The sequence below is a fragment of the Pontibacter saemangeumensis genome, assembly GCF_039541895.1.
Classification (GTDB): Bacteria; Bacteroidota; Bacteroidia; order Cytophagales; family Hymenobacteraceae; genus Pontibacter; species Pontibacter saemangeumensis.
The window spans coordinates 178,360-194,572 of sequence record NZ_BAABHC010000005.1; the positions used below are offsets into that span (position 1 = coordinate 178,360).

Below are 16,213 nucleotides of genomic sequence, written 5' to 3' on the forward strand. Positions count from 1 at the left end.
CAATTATAAGGCATTCGCAGAAATCTTAACTTCCGCTTGTTCGGTTATTTTCTGCTGGTAAAATTTGCTTATGACGATGTACAGGGTGGCGGCAATGAACCAACCCGGCAGCCCCAGGAAGAAAATCTCTATGCCCTGGAAGAAATTGAGGGACAGGCAAAGCAGGAGCGTTGCCAGCCAGGTTACGCCAGCCGCTATGTTAAAGGACGATCGGACCACACTCGCGTAGTTGCTGCGCAGACCAATTTTAGGGAAAATATAAAAATCAATGAAAATGATGGCCCCCATCGGCATCAGCACCAGGCCATATAGTGCCACAAAGTCGAGCAGCCGCATGACCAGGGCAGGGAACAGGGCCGCAATCGTGGTGACCAGGCCCACGACCAGCGTAACCTTCCACCTTTTTACACTCGGCACAATGGACTGAATGGCCAGGCCCGCTCTATATATGGTCGGGTTGGCGGTCGTCCAGCCGGCTATCATCACACAGATGGCGCCCGCTACGCCTGCGCTGCTGTAGGCAATCGGCCCCGGGGTCACCTCGCCGCTTGCCGCCGCCACCAATATACCCGAAGCGATCCATGCCATCACGTGGCCGATAAACATACCGGCAGTGGAAGCAAAGCCATATTGCCATTTCCGGGCATAGCGGAGGATAGAAAGGTCACCCATGCCAATGTGCATGGCCATGTTCGCGAACCAGGCAAAGAAGGTGACGTGCCAGAAGGTGAATTTGCTGAAGCCTTCCACCGGAACGCCCGTCCAGATCCGGGACTGCGCCACCTGCCAGAAGCTGTCCAGCGACGTGATACCCAACTGCGGCATCACGGCAAAGGCGGCTGCCACGAACACCAGGATCATCCAGGGTGCGCAGATGTTCGCGAACCTAGAGATCTGCTCATATCCTAAAATGGCGACCACTGTGATCACCGACCCCACCAGGAACACCGTCACCATCCAGCCGATGCTTGTCGGGTACAGGTCGTCCAGGCCGGGCATGGCTATATTAAAGGGGATGCCCACGGCAGTCGCTGCCACCGCAATCATGGAGCCTGCCAGGAAACAGAACATCAGGGCATTCACGAGGTTATAGCCCGATACCAGGTACCTGCCGCAGATCTTCTCCAGCTGGAAGTAAAGCGTGAGCCTGGCTTTCACCGCGATCGGGGCGCACAGGAAAGCCCAGCTTAAAACAGCCAGTACGTTGCCTACCAGCAGACCCAGGAAAAGATCAGGCGCGCTTACGCCATGCACAACAAACAGCGGGCCTATCACGAACTCCGTTCCGGCAGTGTGCTCCCCTGCGTACATGCCGATAAAGCTTTTCAGGCCCTTCAGCTTATTTTCAGGAACCGGCTCCCGCTCATACTCATCGATGGAGTCTAACTGATTGGCAAGTGTCTTCTTCATTTCTCAGGTTGTTTAGATACTACATTTCCCGGTATTCGATTCGGGGGCAACAGCATGTGGCAAAATCCTAAACTCAGTTCAGGTCAGTAATATAGGGTAATTTCCGCACGATCGCTTTCACTGAGGATATATAACCTATGTGCTTTGTAAGGATGCGTGTCAGATGTGAAAAATAGATATAATTGATTTCATAACTATCCGGTAGTGTCCTGTGTCTGCCGCATTTCGCGAAAATTTGAGCAGCCCCCGGGCAGACAAGGCAGTAACGCAGGAATTACCTGCAGGGGCTGCTTCTGCGCCAGGCAATTAATTATATATAGCAGCTGGTTTATGCGCCTTGAATCTCGCCTGTCTGCAGCTTGCCATCCAGGTAGGGGCAGGGGTGAGTTTTGCAGAACAGCTTCGTACGTAGCATTCGGTTTATAGGGGGATAATACAGCGCACGCAGCGAATCCTCCCCTTTGCGCGCCGTTATATATACCTTCCATATGTACCTCACGGCAAAGCCTTTCTTTCTTAAACTTTAAAAATCAAGCTGGCGCGAACCCTGCTGTTACGAAGCTGCAACAGGATAGAGCAGGATAGAATTCTTTTTTGAGCTCTGTAATTTTAAGAAATGGCAGAGATGTTATCGGTTTTGCTCTGTGTATAAATAGCTGAAAAGCTGATATATAGGTATCTGGGGTTCGTAGCTATAGTATAGGGCGCACCCGTTCTGTGGCATGCATAGCGGGTGTTCTAATCAAACTGACTTGCCTCCTGCGCATGCCACCCTGAGCCGGGTGGGAAGACAGAGACTGACAGATAAGTACCGCAGCAGCTAAGGCTAAACAACTTAAAGAAAGCCTTGCCTAACCGCTGACCGGATTGAAGCTCCTGGAATGATTTAAAAATATATAACCTTAAAAATGCTCACCTATGAGAAGAAAAATACAGCTATGGCAGCTAAGAAGCTGCATGGCATTTATACCGTTGGCTCTGATAGGAGCTGCTCTTCCCCAGGAGGCGATATCTCATCCTTCCGTTGTGTCTGCCAATGCTTTTGAGTGGACTATTTCCGGTATAGTAACGTCCGAGGCGGGAGCCCCGCTGCCAGGTGTAACCGTGTTGCTGAAAGGCACCACCAATGGCGCCGCCACCGGTGCAGATGGTTCTTTTAATTTATCTGTGCCTGAAACGCCGGGCACCTTGGTGTTCTCTTTTATCGGCTTCAATACTGTAGAAAGGGAGTTCTCAGGCCCGCAGACAATTAACGTGACGCTTTCGGAAGACACCGAAGCGCTGGAAGAGGTGGTAGTAGTGGGGTATGGTACCCAGAAAAAAGCCGACATAACAGGTGCTATTGCCACACTGGATGCGAAAGCGATCGAGGAAAGGCCGATTGCGCGGGTTGACCAGGCGCTTGTTGGCCAAATGGCTGGCGTGAGGGTGCAGCAAACCAGTGGGTTACCAGGGCAGGGGTTCAGCATTCAGGTGCGGGGCTCGGGCTCGATCTCGGCGGGCAACGAGCCGCTGTACGTCATCGACGGCTTCCCGCTGGACGTGTCTACGCAGAACTCAGCGGGAGGCTTTTCCCAGGGCAACCCGCTGGACAATATCAACCCGAACGACATAGAGTCTATCCAGGTGTTGAAAGATGCGTCGGCGGCGGCCATATATGGCTCACGGGGAGCGAACGGGGTGGTGATCATCACGACAAAGTCAGGCAAGTCCGGCAAACCCAGGATCACGTTCAACACCTATGCCGGCTGGAATGAAACAGCAAAGAAACTAGATGTGCTCAGCGGCGAGGAGTGGATAGACAGGGCCATTGAAATGGTAAACTACAACTGGGTGAATTCAGGGGAGGGCAGAACGGCCAGCCAGAGTTCTGCCGAGCGGATGGCCATTCTGGGCCGTTTTAGTCCCAGCCTGATCCTGGATGAGCGTTGGCTGCAGCCAGGCCACCCCGGGCTGCAGATCGTGGACTGGCAGGATGAGGTTTTCCGGAAAGGCTTGGTGCAGAATTACCAGGTGACGGCATCCGGGGGTACCGACGCTGTCAATTACTATGTCTCAGGCGACTATCTGAATCAGGAAGGCATTGCTTTGGGCGTAGGGTATGAGCGGTATTCCGGACGGGCCAATGTAGAGGTGAAAGCCAACAACAAACTGAAGTTCGGGCTCAACCTGAACCCTTCCTACGCCATCATCAACGACCCCGGGGTAGAAGGCAAAGACCAGCAGATGCATATCGCGGTAGGTTTCAACCCCGTTGTGGAAGACACCGTGGGATTAGACGTGAACACCGGGAACAATCTGCCTTACCAGTGGGGCGTATCCAGGAACAGTCCGGTGCGCGTAATCGAAAACTCCATTGGGGAAACCAAGATCTTCCGGACCCTGGTGACTCTGTTCGGGGAGTACAGCATTGTGGATAACCTGAGGTTCAGGAGCACTGTCAACCTGGATCATTCTGACGCCAATATCAAATCCTTCACACCTTCATTTGTCAGCGGGCAACGCGGGAACAGGCAGGCATCCGGTACTTTTAACGGTTATCGCAAGCAGACTTTCGTGAATGAGAACACGCTCTCCTATGACAGGGTGATCGGTCAGAACCACAATGTCTCGGCGCTGGCCGGTATGTCCTACAACATGGGGAGTTTCAACAACTGGCAGATCCGGAGTGCCGGAGGGTTTGGGACGGATGACATATCTACCCTGAATGCAGCCAACAACATCAATGTCGGGAGCACCTTCACGACGGAGAACAAGCACACAATGCTGTCCTACTTTGGCAGGGTGCAGTATAATTTCGCCGAACGTTACCTGCTGAGCGCCACCATCCGCCGCGACGGCTCTTCCAGGTTCGGGGAAGATACCAAATGGGGCACGTTCCCCTCGGCCTCTGTGGGCTGGAGGATTTCCGAGGAAAGCTTCATGGAAAGCATCGGGTTGATAAACGACCTGAAACTGCGGGCCAGCTGGGGTATTTCGGGCAATAACACAATTGGCAACTATGCGCACATCGCCCTGCTCGATTTTTCCAATTATACCTTCGGCAATAATATAGCCACAGGGCAGGTGCCCGCCAATGCCCCCAACCCCAACCTGGGGTGGGAAGAGTCCAGGACCATCGATGTCGGGTTTGACATGGGGCTTTTCGAAAACAGGATTTTCACCTCCTTCGACTACTATACCAAAACAAACTCGAACCTGCTGCTGGACATACCGGTGCCTACTGCCACAGGGTTCTCGAACGCGCTGACGAACATTGGGGAGGTATATAACAAAGGATGGGAGTTTGAACTGACCACGCGCAACATGACAGGCGCCTTTAACTGGACGACGAACCTGAACCTGAGCCACAATAAGAATGAGGTCAGGCAGCTAGGGCCGAATAACACGCCGGTCGAGGCCGGGGAGTTTGGTACTTTCCACAGGATTCTGCAGATAGGGCAGCCGCTCTGGAGCATTTACGTGGTACAGCAGGACGGCATTCTGACGCAGCAGGACATTGATAACGGCGTGCCGCTTTACGGCAACCAAACCGTCGGCGACCCCCGGTACGTGGATGCCAATGGCGACGGGGAGATTTCCCCGGATGACAGGGTGATTGCCGGCAAGCCGAACCCTGACTATGTATGGGGTGTCACAAACACCTTCAGTTTCAAGGGATTTGACCTGAGGGTGCTGCTGCAGGGCCAGCGGGGCGGGGAGATTTATTCGCTGTTTGGCCGCGCCATGGACAGGCCAGGCCAGGGCCTGGTGGAGAACACGCTGGGCCTGCACCGCGACCGCTGGAGATCTCCCGAAGACCCGGGTGCCGGGCTACGCGGAAAAGCGAACTCGAACTTCGGCTTCCTGAAGAGCGATGCCTGGCTCTACTCCTCTGACTACTGGAGAGTGCGAAACATAACCCTGGGGTATGATCTGGGGCAGTTAATCCAGAACAAAAGCCTGGTGCAGGGAGCACGGGTATATGTAAGCGCAGAGAACTGGTTTGGGGACGACAAGTATGAGGGCGGTTTCAACCCGGAAGCCATCAACACGGGGGGAGATGACTATGGCGCTTTCCCGCTGGCGAAGTCTATGACGATCGGGCTTAACCTTACATTCTAATTGCTATCTAAAACAATTGTGATGAAAAAGATATCTTTATTCATATGTTACTTGCTGGTGGCAGGCCTGGTGTCCTGTGAGGATGAACTGGATCAGGCACCGCTTTCGGATGCCAGCGCAGCGAACTTTTACCGTAACTCAGCTGATTTTGAGCAGGCAGTCAACGGCATATATGCCCAACTCAGTCCTGTCCCTGACCGGTACTACGACCTCTCTGAGACAAGGTCAGACAACGTGTACGGTTCCTCTTCAACGGGCGTAAGGCCCTGGGACCCGGTGAATGACTTTGCTACTACCCTGGAAAATAACGAACTGATCGCAGAGGCCTGGAATAATGATTTTAACGGCATTATGCGGGCCAATACGGTATTAGAAAAGCTCAATGAGAGCGTGGTGCCCGAGGAAGGCCTGAGAAACCAGTTTGAGGGGGAAGCCAGGTTCCTGAGAGCGCTTTATTATTTCGATCTGGTCCGGTGGTTTGGCGAGGTGCCCCTGTACGCCACGGTTGTGCTTCCTGCCGAGGCGTTAACCATACCCCGGAGTCCTGTGGCAGATGTGTATGCGCTAATCATGGCTGACCTGAACACAGCCATAGAAAAGCTACCCGCCTCCTATGGCGCCTCCGGCAAGGGGAGGGCAACCTCCTGGGCCGCCAAAGCCCTGTTGGCCCGCGTTCACCTCACCCGTTCAGGGCCAAGTTATGGTATAGAGGGCCCCGGATTGGAGGCGAACGAATATTCTCAGGCACTTACCCTGCTGAACGATGTCATCACCAACGGCCCATATGGGTGGGTGAGCGACTATGCCAGCATCTTCGGTTACGGCAATGAGAACAACCCCGATATCGTGTTCGACATTCAGTTCCAGAGTGGTGGCCTTGGGCTGGGCACTACCCTTCCCGGCTATATGGGGCCAGGATCGTATTTCAATGCCATACCAGGGATTCCTTCGCCGCAATCAGGCGTGGAAATGCGGGAGCTCTCTGATGACCTGTTGAATGCCTATGTCCCGGAAGATGTCCGGAAAGGCGTCACGGTTCAGGAAGGGTTCACGGATGTGAACGGGAACGTGGAGACGAGGGCGTTTTACAGGAAATTCCTGGATGAAAGCAGCCCCGGCATTGACCGCTTTGACTGGCCCATCAACTTCCCGCTCATCCGGTACACCGACGTACTCATGATGAAAGCAGAAGCCATCCTGCAGGGGGCCGCGGGCACACAGCAGGAGGTGGATGACATCGTGAACATGGTAAGAGCCAGAGCCGGATTAGAGCCCGTGGCGAATGTAACCCTCGGCATGCTGCTGGAAGAAAGAAGGCTGGAGTTTGCGGGCGAGGGGCTGCGCTGGCATGAACTGGTACGGTTTGGCCAGGTTATAGACAAAATGAATGCCTGGCTGCCACAGGAGGATGAGCTGAACCGGATGCCGGAGAGCATCGAAGCATTTCATGTGATTTACCCTATTCCGTTCACACAACTCACCGTGAAAGAAGGGTTATATGAGCAAAACCCTGGCTATTAACCTACACTGGGGTAAAACACATGAAAGGAGCGGCGCATGGTGTGTCGCTCCTTTTGCTTTTCGCTGAAAAATGTGGCTAAAGCACCCACTGAAGGAATCACAGACAGCAAGTAATACCAAGTGATCTAAACCTTCTTCCATATATGGCTTTATCCATTTGAATAAAATGAAAGGCGAATGGGTTTCTTACTTTAGCTATGGAAGGAAGTAGATAGGATTTGGTATAACTCCAAACTGACATTACAACCGGACAGTGCAGGATGCCTGTATCAGCAGAAATGACTATTTTTATGAGAAGCGTTGCAATGACAGGCGCAGGCGAGTGCCGCTGATTCGCCTTCAAAAGTCTCCTTTTGTAAAGGAAAGGAGGCAACGGCGCGATAAATCACTTTAACCGATAGCATATATAGATGTTATATACCTTGAAAAGTCTCCTTGCGGTAGTTGTCATTCTTCAGTTTTTTCCCTTTGCTGCGCTGGCCCAAAACCCTGTCGGGAACTACCAGTCCGGCTTCCGGCAGCAGGGCAACGAGGTGTTTTTCTCCAATGCCGATGCGGACGTAAAGCTGGAGTTCAACTCACCCGATATGTTTCGGGTAAGGGCCAGCTGGGACAGGAAGTTTCAGCCAAACGAGCCCTATATGGTGGTTGATTACGATTGGCCCAAGGTGGAGATAAAGACCTCTGAAAAGGCAGACCATTTCCTGCTGCAAACCGAGAAGCTCGATATAAAGGTAAGCAAGGCGCCTTTCGGCATCGCGGTATATACCAAGGCTGGCAAACTGCTCACCGCAGACGCGACGGCCGGGAAGGGCGGCGGGCTTGCGAAAGAAGGCGAAGCCGTATCGGTAACCAAGCAGCTCTCCCCGGATGAGCATTTTTTTGGCTTTGGCGAGCGGATGGACTTTCTGGACCAGCGCAACAAGAAATTGGAGCTGAACGTGGGCAGGGGCAAAGGGCTGCCGCACCACGTGGGGGCCTACAACGTGCTGGAGGCGAATTACTCCCCGGTGCCTTTCTTTATGAGCACCCGCGGTTACGGCATCTTCTTCCACACGGCCTACCCCACGGAATGGGATATGGGCCACACTAACCCCGACAGCTATAGTTTTAAGGCCGAGGGAGGGGAACTGGATTACTATTTTATATATGGCCCCACGTTCCCGGCGCTGCTAGACGGCTATACCTCCCTGACCGGGAAATCGCCGCTCTTGCCTGAGTTTGCGCTGGGCCTGCACGTGGGTACCTACAGCGGCGGCACCTGGGGGCACGAGGCTGAAACATCAGACAAGTATGTAGTGGAACTGGGGCGCAAGTTCAGAACCTACGGCATCCCCGCCGATATCCTACACCTGGACTCTACCTGGCGCATATTCGGGAAAGAGGGCGGCAAAGGGGCTACTTCCTTCGAGTGGCGCCCGACTTTCAAAGACCCCAAAGGCATGTTCGACAGCCTCTATGCGATGGACTTTAAAATGGTGGGCCTGCACCTGCGCCCGCGCTTCGATAACGGGGAGCAACTGAACCTGCTGGCGCAGGCGCAGGAAAAGGGCTTTGTATACCCTGAAAAGAACAGTCCGGGCGAGTTCGTGAATTTCTTTGACCAGAAGGCAGTAGACTGGTGGTGGGAAAACGGGGTAAAGCGCATCGCCGACCAGGGCGCCATGTTCCTGAAAACAGATGAGGGCAGCGCCTTCGGTGCTCTGGCAAACGAGAGCGAAAAAGTAGGGCCCACTGGCGAAGACATCAAGTGGAAGCACAACATTTTCCCGCTCATTTATACCAAAGCCTCCTTCGAGAAATTCCAGGAGCACAACGGCATACGGGGCATGGCCCACACCCGCGAAGGCTATGCAGGCATTCAGCGCTATCCGTTCATCTGGGCCGGCGACTGGCCGAGCGAATGGCAGTACTTCGCACCCGTTATCAAAGCAGGGTTGAATATTGGCCTGTCCGGGGTGAGTTACTGGTCGCACAACATGGGTGGGTTTGAGCACGTGGCGGACCCGGAACTCTATATACGCTGGGTGCAGTTCGGGATGTTCAGCCCCATTGCGCACCTGCTCGGGATGGAGCACCCCACCTACAAAGAGCCCTGGAACTATGGCGAGGATGCACTCCGGAACTTCAGGAAGTACGACCTGCTACGCTACCGCCTGATTCCCTATATATACAGCAATGCCTACATCAACCACACCACCGGCATGCCGCTGATGCGCGCCCTGGTGCTCGAGTACCAGAACGACCCGAACGTATATGATATAGCCGACCAGTACCTGTTCGGGAATAACCTGCTGGTGAACCCTGTCACGACAAAGGGAGCAAAAACACGCACGGTGTACCTGCCGGAAGGCACCTGGTTCGACTACTGGACAGGCAAGCAGTATGAAGGCAAGCAGTATGTGCACGTGCTCACGCCGCTGGATACCATCCCAATGTTCGCCAAAGGCGGGGCCATCATCCCGATGCAGCCAGAGATGAAATACTTTGGCGAAAAGCCGGTGGACCTCATCACGCTGGATATCTTCCCGCATGGTTCCTCCAGCTTCGAACTGTATGAGGATGACGGCAAAAGCCTGGACTACAAAAACGGGGAGTACGCCATCACCGAAATCTCCTCTGACCTGACAGCATCCGGTTTAAAACTCGCTATCCAGAAGCCGAAGGGAACATACAAAGTGCCCCCGCATCACTACATGGCTAAAATTCACTGGAACGAAGCGAAAGCTCCGGCCAGCGTGACGGAAAACGGGAAGAAAATAGCGGCGGCGGCAAACGCAGCAGCTTTGGAAAAAGGAGCAGGATGGTTCTACGATGCCTCAAACAAACTTCTTTGGGTGAAGACAAAGCGCTCCAATAAAGATGATATTAACCTGCATGTGAGCAAGCAACAAGGTGCCAGCACGAAGTGAAACTGTTTCCAGTTTTTCCATGAGGCGCCTCGAGAGTTTCCGGTGCCGCGGGAGCGGCAGCCGTAAGGCAGGAAACGAAAGCAGCGCCGAAGGGGAAAACGAGGCCTCTCGGCCTGAGAGCACCACAGCCAGTTGTGGAACTTGAGAGGTAGTGAGGCCGCAGGGATGGACAGCGGTCAAAGCATAAACAGAATAACTCCCGAACTCACGATAGAATAAATATTGAGGCTTGTCTTTATATATGCCCAAACGCAATAACATTTTCTCCTTTAATGCCTTGTTTATGATAAAGAGACGCATCCTGAGCCTTTCGCTGATATTCGCGACCGGACTTTTAGTAAGCCTGGCTCCCCGGAAAGACCAGCCAAACATCATCATCATCCTGGCCGACGACATGGGTTACTCTGACATCGGCAGCTTTGGTTCGGAGATAGAGACCCCTTACCTGGATGCCCTGGCAACGGGTGGCCTTAAAATGACGCAGTTCTACAACGCCTCACGCTGCTGCCCGACACGCGCATCTTTGCTTACAGGCCTGTACCCGCATCAGGCGGGGGTGGGGCATATGGTCAACGAGCGGGAGCAGCCTGGCTATCGGGGCATGCTGAACGAGGAGTGTGTAACCATTGCCGAAGCCTTGAAGGACGGTGGCTACAGCACGCTGATGGCCGGCAAGTGGCACCTGAACGACCGAAAGGAGCATTGGCCGGTAAAGCAGGGCTTCGACCGTTACTTTGGCCTGCTGGACGGCGCGAACAGCTACTTCGGCAACCGCCCTTACCGCCCCAACCAAAAGCTGACCTATGCCCTTGATGATGCGCCCTACACGCCGGGCGCAGGCTTTTATGCCACTGACGCCTACACCGACTATGCCCTGAAGTTTATCGAAGAGGGAAAAGAAAAGGACAAGCCGTTCTTTTTGTACCTGGCATATACCGCCCCGCACTGGCCTTTGCATGCGCTGGAAGAAGATATAGCCAAATACAGAGGCCGTTACATGAAAGGCTGGGATAAACTGCGTGAGGCACGCTTCCGGCGCATGCAGGAGATGGGCGTCATCCCCCGTTCTACAAAATTGTCGCCCCGCGACGAGAACGTGCCGGCATGGGAGTCGCTTTCAGAAGCCGAGAAAAGAAGGTGGGATGAGAAAATGGCCGTGTATGCAGCCATGGTCGACCGCATGGACCAGAACATAGGCAGGCTCCGGCAGAAACTCAAGGAATTAGGGGAAGCGGAGAACACCATCATCATGTTTCTGTCAGATAACGGCGGCAGCTACGAAGCCATCGATGGTCCTGGTTTTACCCCTGAGATTCTGGAGGCGAGCAGGATGTCGCCCAGCAATCCCGCCTCCTTCACCGCGTACGAGTACGAAGGAGCGAACGTGAGCAATACTCCTTTCCGCAAATTCAAGCGCTGGGAGCATGAGGGCGGCATTTCTACGCCCTTCATTGCGCATTACCCGGGCACGATTCAGCCAGGCAGCATCAGTCACCAGCCGGCGCACATCATCGACCTTATGGCGACCAGCCTGGAGCTGGCCGGGGTAACATACCCGAAAACTTATCAGGGAAACGCAATCAAACCGATGGAGGGGGTGAGTTTAGCATCTCTGTTCGACGGGCAGAAATGGCAGGGGCATGAGGCTATTTTCTTTGAGCATGAAGGCAACCGCGCTGTTCGGCAAGGGGAGTGGAAGCTTGTGTCGATGTTCCCGGAGAATAAGTGGGCGCTCTATAACATGGAAACAGACCGGACAGAACTGAAGGACCTCAGTGCCCAACGCCCGGAAAAAGTAAAGGGAATGGAAAAGCTGTATGATGCCTGGGCTGCGCGCGCGAATGTGGTGCCGTTTGCACAGCTGGTGGAGTACGACAAGCAGCGGAAGCGCGAGTAAAGTAAGATATAGTGACTTGAAGTTGGAGATTAATTCATATACGATCTATCGTATTTCAGTTGTTTATGTCTATATATAAACATAGCATCCAGCACGGAGTGAAAGCTCTTCCAGTTTTTCCATGAGGCGCCGGGGGTAGGGGCCCTCTATTTGTAGATTTCCGGTGCCACGTTAGTGGCAGCCGTAAGGCAGGAAATGTACACAGCGCCGAAGGGGAAAACAAGGCCTCTCGGCCTGAGAGCACCACAGCCTGCATGAAACTTAGAAGTAGTGAGTCCAGTGGGATGTACAGCGGCTATCAGCGTAGGCGAAATAATTTTCGAGTGTACATTATAATGGTCTTCGCAGATAATTGCATCGGAAACAGGATAAGACGAATTAAGAATTAATACGAAAGATATGCAGCGGTTTGCTTTCAAAATGAAACTGAAGCCTGGGCATGAGGCCGAATATAAAAGGCGGCATGATGCGATATGGCCCGAACTAAAACAGCTTCTGAAAGAGGCTGGCATCAGCGACTACACCATATACCTGGATGAAGAAACCCACACCCTGTTTGCAGTGCAGAAGCAAAGCGGCGCCTCCTCGCAGGACTTGGGGAGCACGGCTATCGTGCAGAAGTGGTGGGCCTATATGGCCGACATCATGGACACGAATCCGGATAACTCCCCGGTCAGTGTTCCTTTGAAAGAAGTCTTTCACCTGGAGTAATACGGAGGCTCCATAAACAACAAAGAATCCCCATATGATGCGTCTGTCTAAGATCCTTACTTTTCTAATTGTCTCTTGCTGTGGTATCGTTACTGCAGCAAATGCCCAGGGGTTAAACTGGACTGAAGTAGCGCCCGGTGTCTGGAAAACGGTCGTGGGCAATCCCGATGAATATGATTTACTGAAAGCAGCCGGTGTAGCACCCAAAGTGGAGGCACTGGCAAAAATTGGGCAGGCCGCTTTTCCGCTGCCGGAGAGTGACATTGCCGGGCAGGTGCAGGGAGGGAAAACTGCGTTGCGCTTTCCGTTGGAGCGGGGCGAGCAGATCTACGGTTTCGGCCTAAACTTTCAGTCGGTTCATCAGCGGGGAAAGATATTGCGCCTGCACGTAGACCATTATGGCGGGGAAGACAATGGCAGAACGCATGCTCCCGTGCCCTTCTACGTTTCGTCCAATGGCTATGGCGTGTTTGTAAATGCAGCCCGCTATATTGATGTATATGCAGGGGCTGCTGCACGAATCGACAGCGAGAACCCGCCGGAGGCAAGAGACCGGAATACCGATGAAAACTGGACCTCAAGGCCCTACTCAGATGCTGTGGAAATGCTGGTGCCGGCAGCGGGAGTGGAAGTGTACGTGTTTGCAGGGCCGACGCCCCTGGATGCTATCCGGCGGTACAACCTGTTTAACGGCGGAGGACCTTTGCCTCCGCGCTGGGGGCTTGGTTTCACGCAACGGGTGCATAAACTATATACAGCTGAACAGACCATAGCAGAGGCCAAAGCTTTTGAAGAAAAGGGATATCCCCTGGACTTTATTGGTCTGGAGCCCGGTTGGCAAAGCAAGGCTTATCCCTGCACCTTTGAGTGGGATAAAGGCCGCTTTGCTGATCCGGAAAAGTTCGTACAGGAACTGAAGGGGATGGGCGTGAAGGTCAATCTCTGGACGAACCCGTATGTGGCGCCTGAGGCCTCCATTTATGATGAGATATTGCCTTATACCGCTTCTCATACCGTATGGGTGGGCGCCGTGCCGGATTTAACCATGCCCAAAGCGCAGGACATCTTCTGGTCTGCGTTTGAAGAAAACCATGTGGACATCGGCGTGAGCGGGTACAAGATTGACGAGGTGGACGGGTATGACCGCTATCTTTGGCCGGATGTTGCCACCTTCCCATCCGGAGTCAGCGCCGAGCAAATGCGGCAGACTTATGGCCTGCTGGTACAGAAGCAGAGCACCCGGCTTTTCCGGGAGCGGAATACCCGCACCTATGGTCTGGTAAGAGCGTCGAACGGAGGAGGAACGTCTTTCCCTTATGTCATCTACAATGACTATTACAAGCACGAGGATTTTATAACAGCCCTGGTCAACAGCGGCTTTGCCGGGGTGCTCTGGACCCCGGAGGCGCGCGCTTCCAAAACCGGTGAGGAGTGGCTGCGCAGAATGCAATCCGTTGTGTTTTCACCCATGGCTATGATCAACGCCTGGTCGAGCGGCACCAAGCCGTGGTCTTTCCCGGAAGTAGCAGAGGAGGTGAAGGCAATGGCCATACTGCGCATGCAAATGATGCCCTATTGGTATAGTGCGTTTGCAAAATATCATTTTGAGGGAACGCCGCCTTTCCGTGCCATGAATCTGGAAGAAGGTTTTACACAGGATCAAAGCGCCGCAACGTTGGCGGATTCCCAGGTAAACCTGGAAACAAACCCCTACGCCGAAGCGGTGCGCAGGGAAGTAAAAGACCAGTACATGGCGGGCGAATATCTGCTGGTGGCCCCTATGTTTACTGGCCAGACATCCAGGAAAGTAATCCTTCCGCAAGGCAGATGGTATGATTTCTATACGGGAGAATTCGTCGGGGGTGGAGAGGTTATTACAGTTACCCCTGGCCTGGAAAAAATTCCGGTATATGTGAAAGACGGCGGCATCATACCGATGATGGCGCCCATGCTGCATGCCCCCAAGGCAGGGGAAAAGGTGGCCATGGAAATTCGCCACTATGGGGAAAAGCCAGGGACATACAGGCTCTATGATGATGACGGGGAAACCTTTGACTATGAAAAAGGGGAATACACCTGGCGAGAAGTAGTGGTGGAACGCCGAAGTAACGGTAAACTCAGAGGCAGTATTTCCAAAGCGGAAAGGGGGATGCCTAACACCTTTGGTAAAGTCTCCTGGAATTTTATGACGAACTAAAATTAGCGGAAGGCCTGTTTCAGGCGCTGCGTGTGCTGTATTCGCCATAGTACGCGGAAGACGCCAACCAGCTATATTAATTTTATCGGTCGCAACGGAGCGGTTAATGCGGGTTTAAATCAAAACGGAGTCTACACATGAAAGTCAATTCACTATCTGTACTGTGTTGTTTTTTATTTTTATGTATGGCGGGATGTGGGGTAAAGGTGCGTACAACCGAGGCATTGAAAGAAGAAGCGGTGGGAAAAGACGATGTTGTAGAAGTGCTGCATGAGCATGTTTTAGAAGCGGCCGCATGGGCGCTGCAACAGGGGCCTGTTACAGTAACTGCTCACGTTGCGGAAAGAAGTGCGGGAGGCATCCATGACTTTTATTCGGAGGGAGATTACTGGTGGCCTGATCCTGAAAATCCGGAAGGGCCCTACATTCAGCGGGACGGGATGACGAACCCGGATAATTTTGTAGCGCACAGACACTCAATGATTCGCTTTAGCCGCATCGTCGGTGCCCTTGCTTCAGCATACGAAATCACCGGGGATAAGAAATATGTAGACCATGCGCTCAGGCACATGCAGGCCTGGTTCGTAAACCCAGAAACCCTCATGAACCCCTCTCTTCTGTATGCACAGGCAATCATGGGGCGTGTGACAGGCCGAGGCATTGGCATTATTGATACCATTCACCTGATGGAGGTGGCCCAGGGATTAATTGTGATGCAAGGTGCCCCTGGGGTGGACAGCGCGTTAGTAGCGGATATAAAGGACTGGTTTGCCCAATATTTGGAGTGGCTTACCACCCACGAATATGGCAAGGACGAAATGAACAGAGCCAATAACCATGCAACCTGCTGGGTGATGCAGGTCGCCTCCTTTGCCAGGCTTACGGGGAATGAGGAAATACTGGATTTCTGCCGCGAGCGATATAAAAATGTGTTGCTGCCCGGCCAAATGGCGGCAGACGGCAGCTTTCCGGAGGAAATCGACCGGACCAAGCCCTATGGCTATTCCCTCTTTAATCTGGATGCCATGACTACTGTGGTACAGATCTTATCGGATGAGTCACACGATCTTTGGAGCTATAAGACCGCTGATGGTAAGTCTATAAAAAAAGGAATTGATTTTTTGTACCCATATGTGGCAGATAAGGATAAATGGCCATATGATGAAGATGTGATGTATTGGGAAAACTGGCCGGTAGCGCATCCTTTCTTAGTGTTTGGCGCAGAAGCGTATGATCAGCAAAGCTGGTTTGAAACATGGAAGCGGCTGGATCACATGCCGGAGGTAGAAGAAGTGGTTCGCAATCTGCCTATACGCAATCCTATTATCTGGATGAATTAAAAGCTATGAGGAAGGAGTTGATGCTAGGCCCATCGGGCATGAGAGCGGAACGTGCTTACAGAAGAGCTGGCATGGTCTCGTTCAATCCCGGTAGCCATTATTCAGAAACTACTTCTTCCTA

At 53.1% G+C, this 16,213-nt stretch carries 8 protein-coding genes; 7 read left to right on the forward strand and 1 reads right to left on the reverse strand.

Annotated features, from left to right (window positions below; translation table 11 throughout):
- Positions 1-3: 3 nt before the first annotated feature.
- Complete coding sequence (locus ABD920_RS07070; protein WP_345157852.1) at positions 4-1,410, reverse strand: purine-cytosine permease family protein; 1,407 nt, start codon at positions 1,408-1,410, stop codon at positions 4-6.
- A 918-nt stretch (positions 1,411-2,328) separates the two neighbouring features.
- Between ABD920_RS07070 and ABD920_RS07075 the strand changes: the two genes are divergently transcribed.
- The 7 genes from ABD920_RS07075 to ABD920_RS07105 all read left to right on the forward strand — a co-directional run bounded on the left by ABD920_RS07075 (position 2,329) and on the right by ABD920_RS07105 (position 16,092).
- On the forward strand, positions 2,329-5,514 hold the full coding sequence (locus tag ABD920_RS07075; protein ID WP_345157853.1) for a SusC/RagA family TonB-linked outer membrane protein: 3,186 nt from the start codon (positions 2,329-2,331) through the stop codon (positions 5,512-5,514).
- 21 nt (positions 5,515-5,535) lie between these two features.
- The gene (locus tag ABD920_RS07080; RefSeq protein WP_345157854.1) at positions 5,536-7,035 is read left to right on the forward strand and encodes a RagB/SusD family nutrient uptake outer membrane protein; all 1,500 of its coding nucleotides are present in this window, start codon (positions 5,536-5,538) and stop codon (positions 7,033-7,035) included.
- Positions 7,036-7,457: 422 nt separating this feature from the next.
- Complete coding sequence (locus ABD920_RS07085) at positions 7,458-9,947, forward strand: glycoside hydrolase family 31 protein (RefSeq protein ID WP_345157855.1); 2,490 nt, start codon at positions 7,458-7,460, stop codon at positions 9,945-9,947.
- Positions 9,948-10,230: 283 nt separating this feature from the next.
- Positions 10,231-11,844: an arylsulfatase gene (locus ABD920_RS07090; RefSeq protein ID WP_345157857.1), complete on the forward strand. Its 1,614-nt coding sequence runs from the start codon at positions 10,231-10,233 to the stop codon at positions 11,842-11,844.
- A 399-nt stretch (positions 11,845-12,243) separates the two neighbouring features.
- A complete protein-coding gene (gene rhaM / locus ABD920_RS07095) occupies positions 12,244-12,555 on the forward strand; it encodes an L-rhamnose mutarotase (protein WP_345157859.1) in 312 nt (103 codons plus the stop codon).
- Positions 12,556-12,592: 37 nt separating this feature from the next.
- Positions 12,593-14,752, forward strand: a complete 2,160-nt coding sequence (locus ABD920_RS07100) for a glycoside hydrolase family 31 protein (protein ID WP_425568580.1) — start codon at positions 12,593-12,595, stop codon at positions 14,750-14,752.
- Between the two features lie 137 nt (positions 14,753-14,889).
- Positions 14,890-16,092 (forward strand): alginate lyase family protein, encoded by a 1,203-nt coding sequence (locus ABD920_RS07105; protein WP_345157861.1) that lies wholly within the window; start codon positions 14,890-14,892, stop codon positions 16,090-16,092.
- The last annotated feature ends 121 nt before the right edge of the window (positions 16,093-16,213 follow it).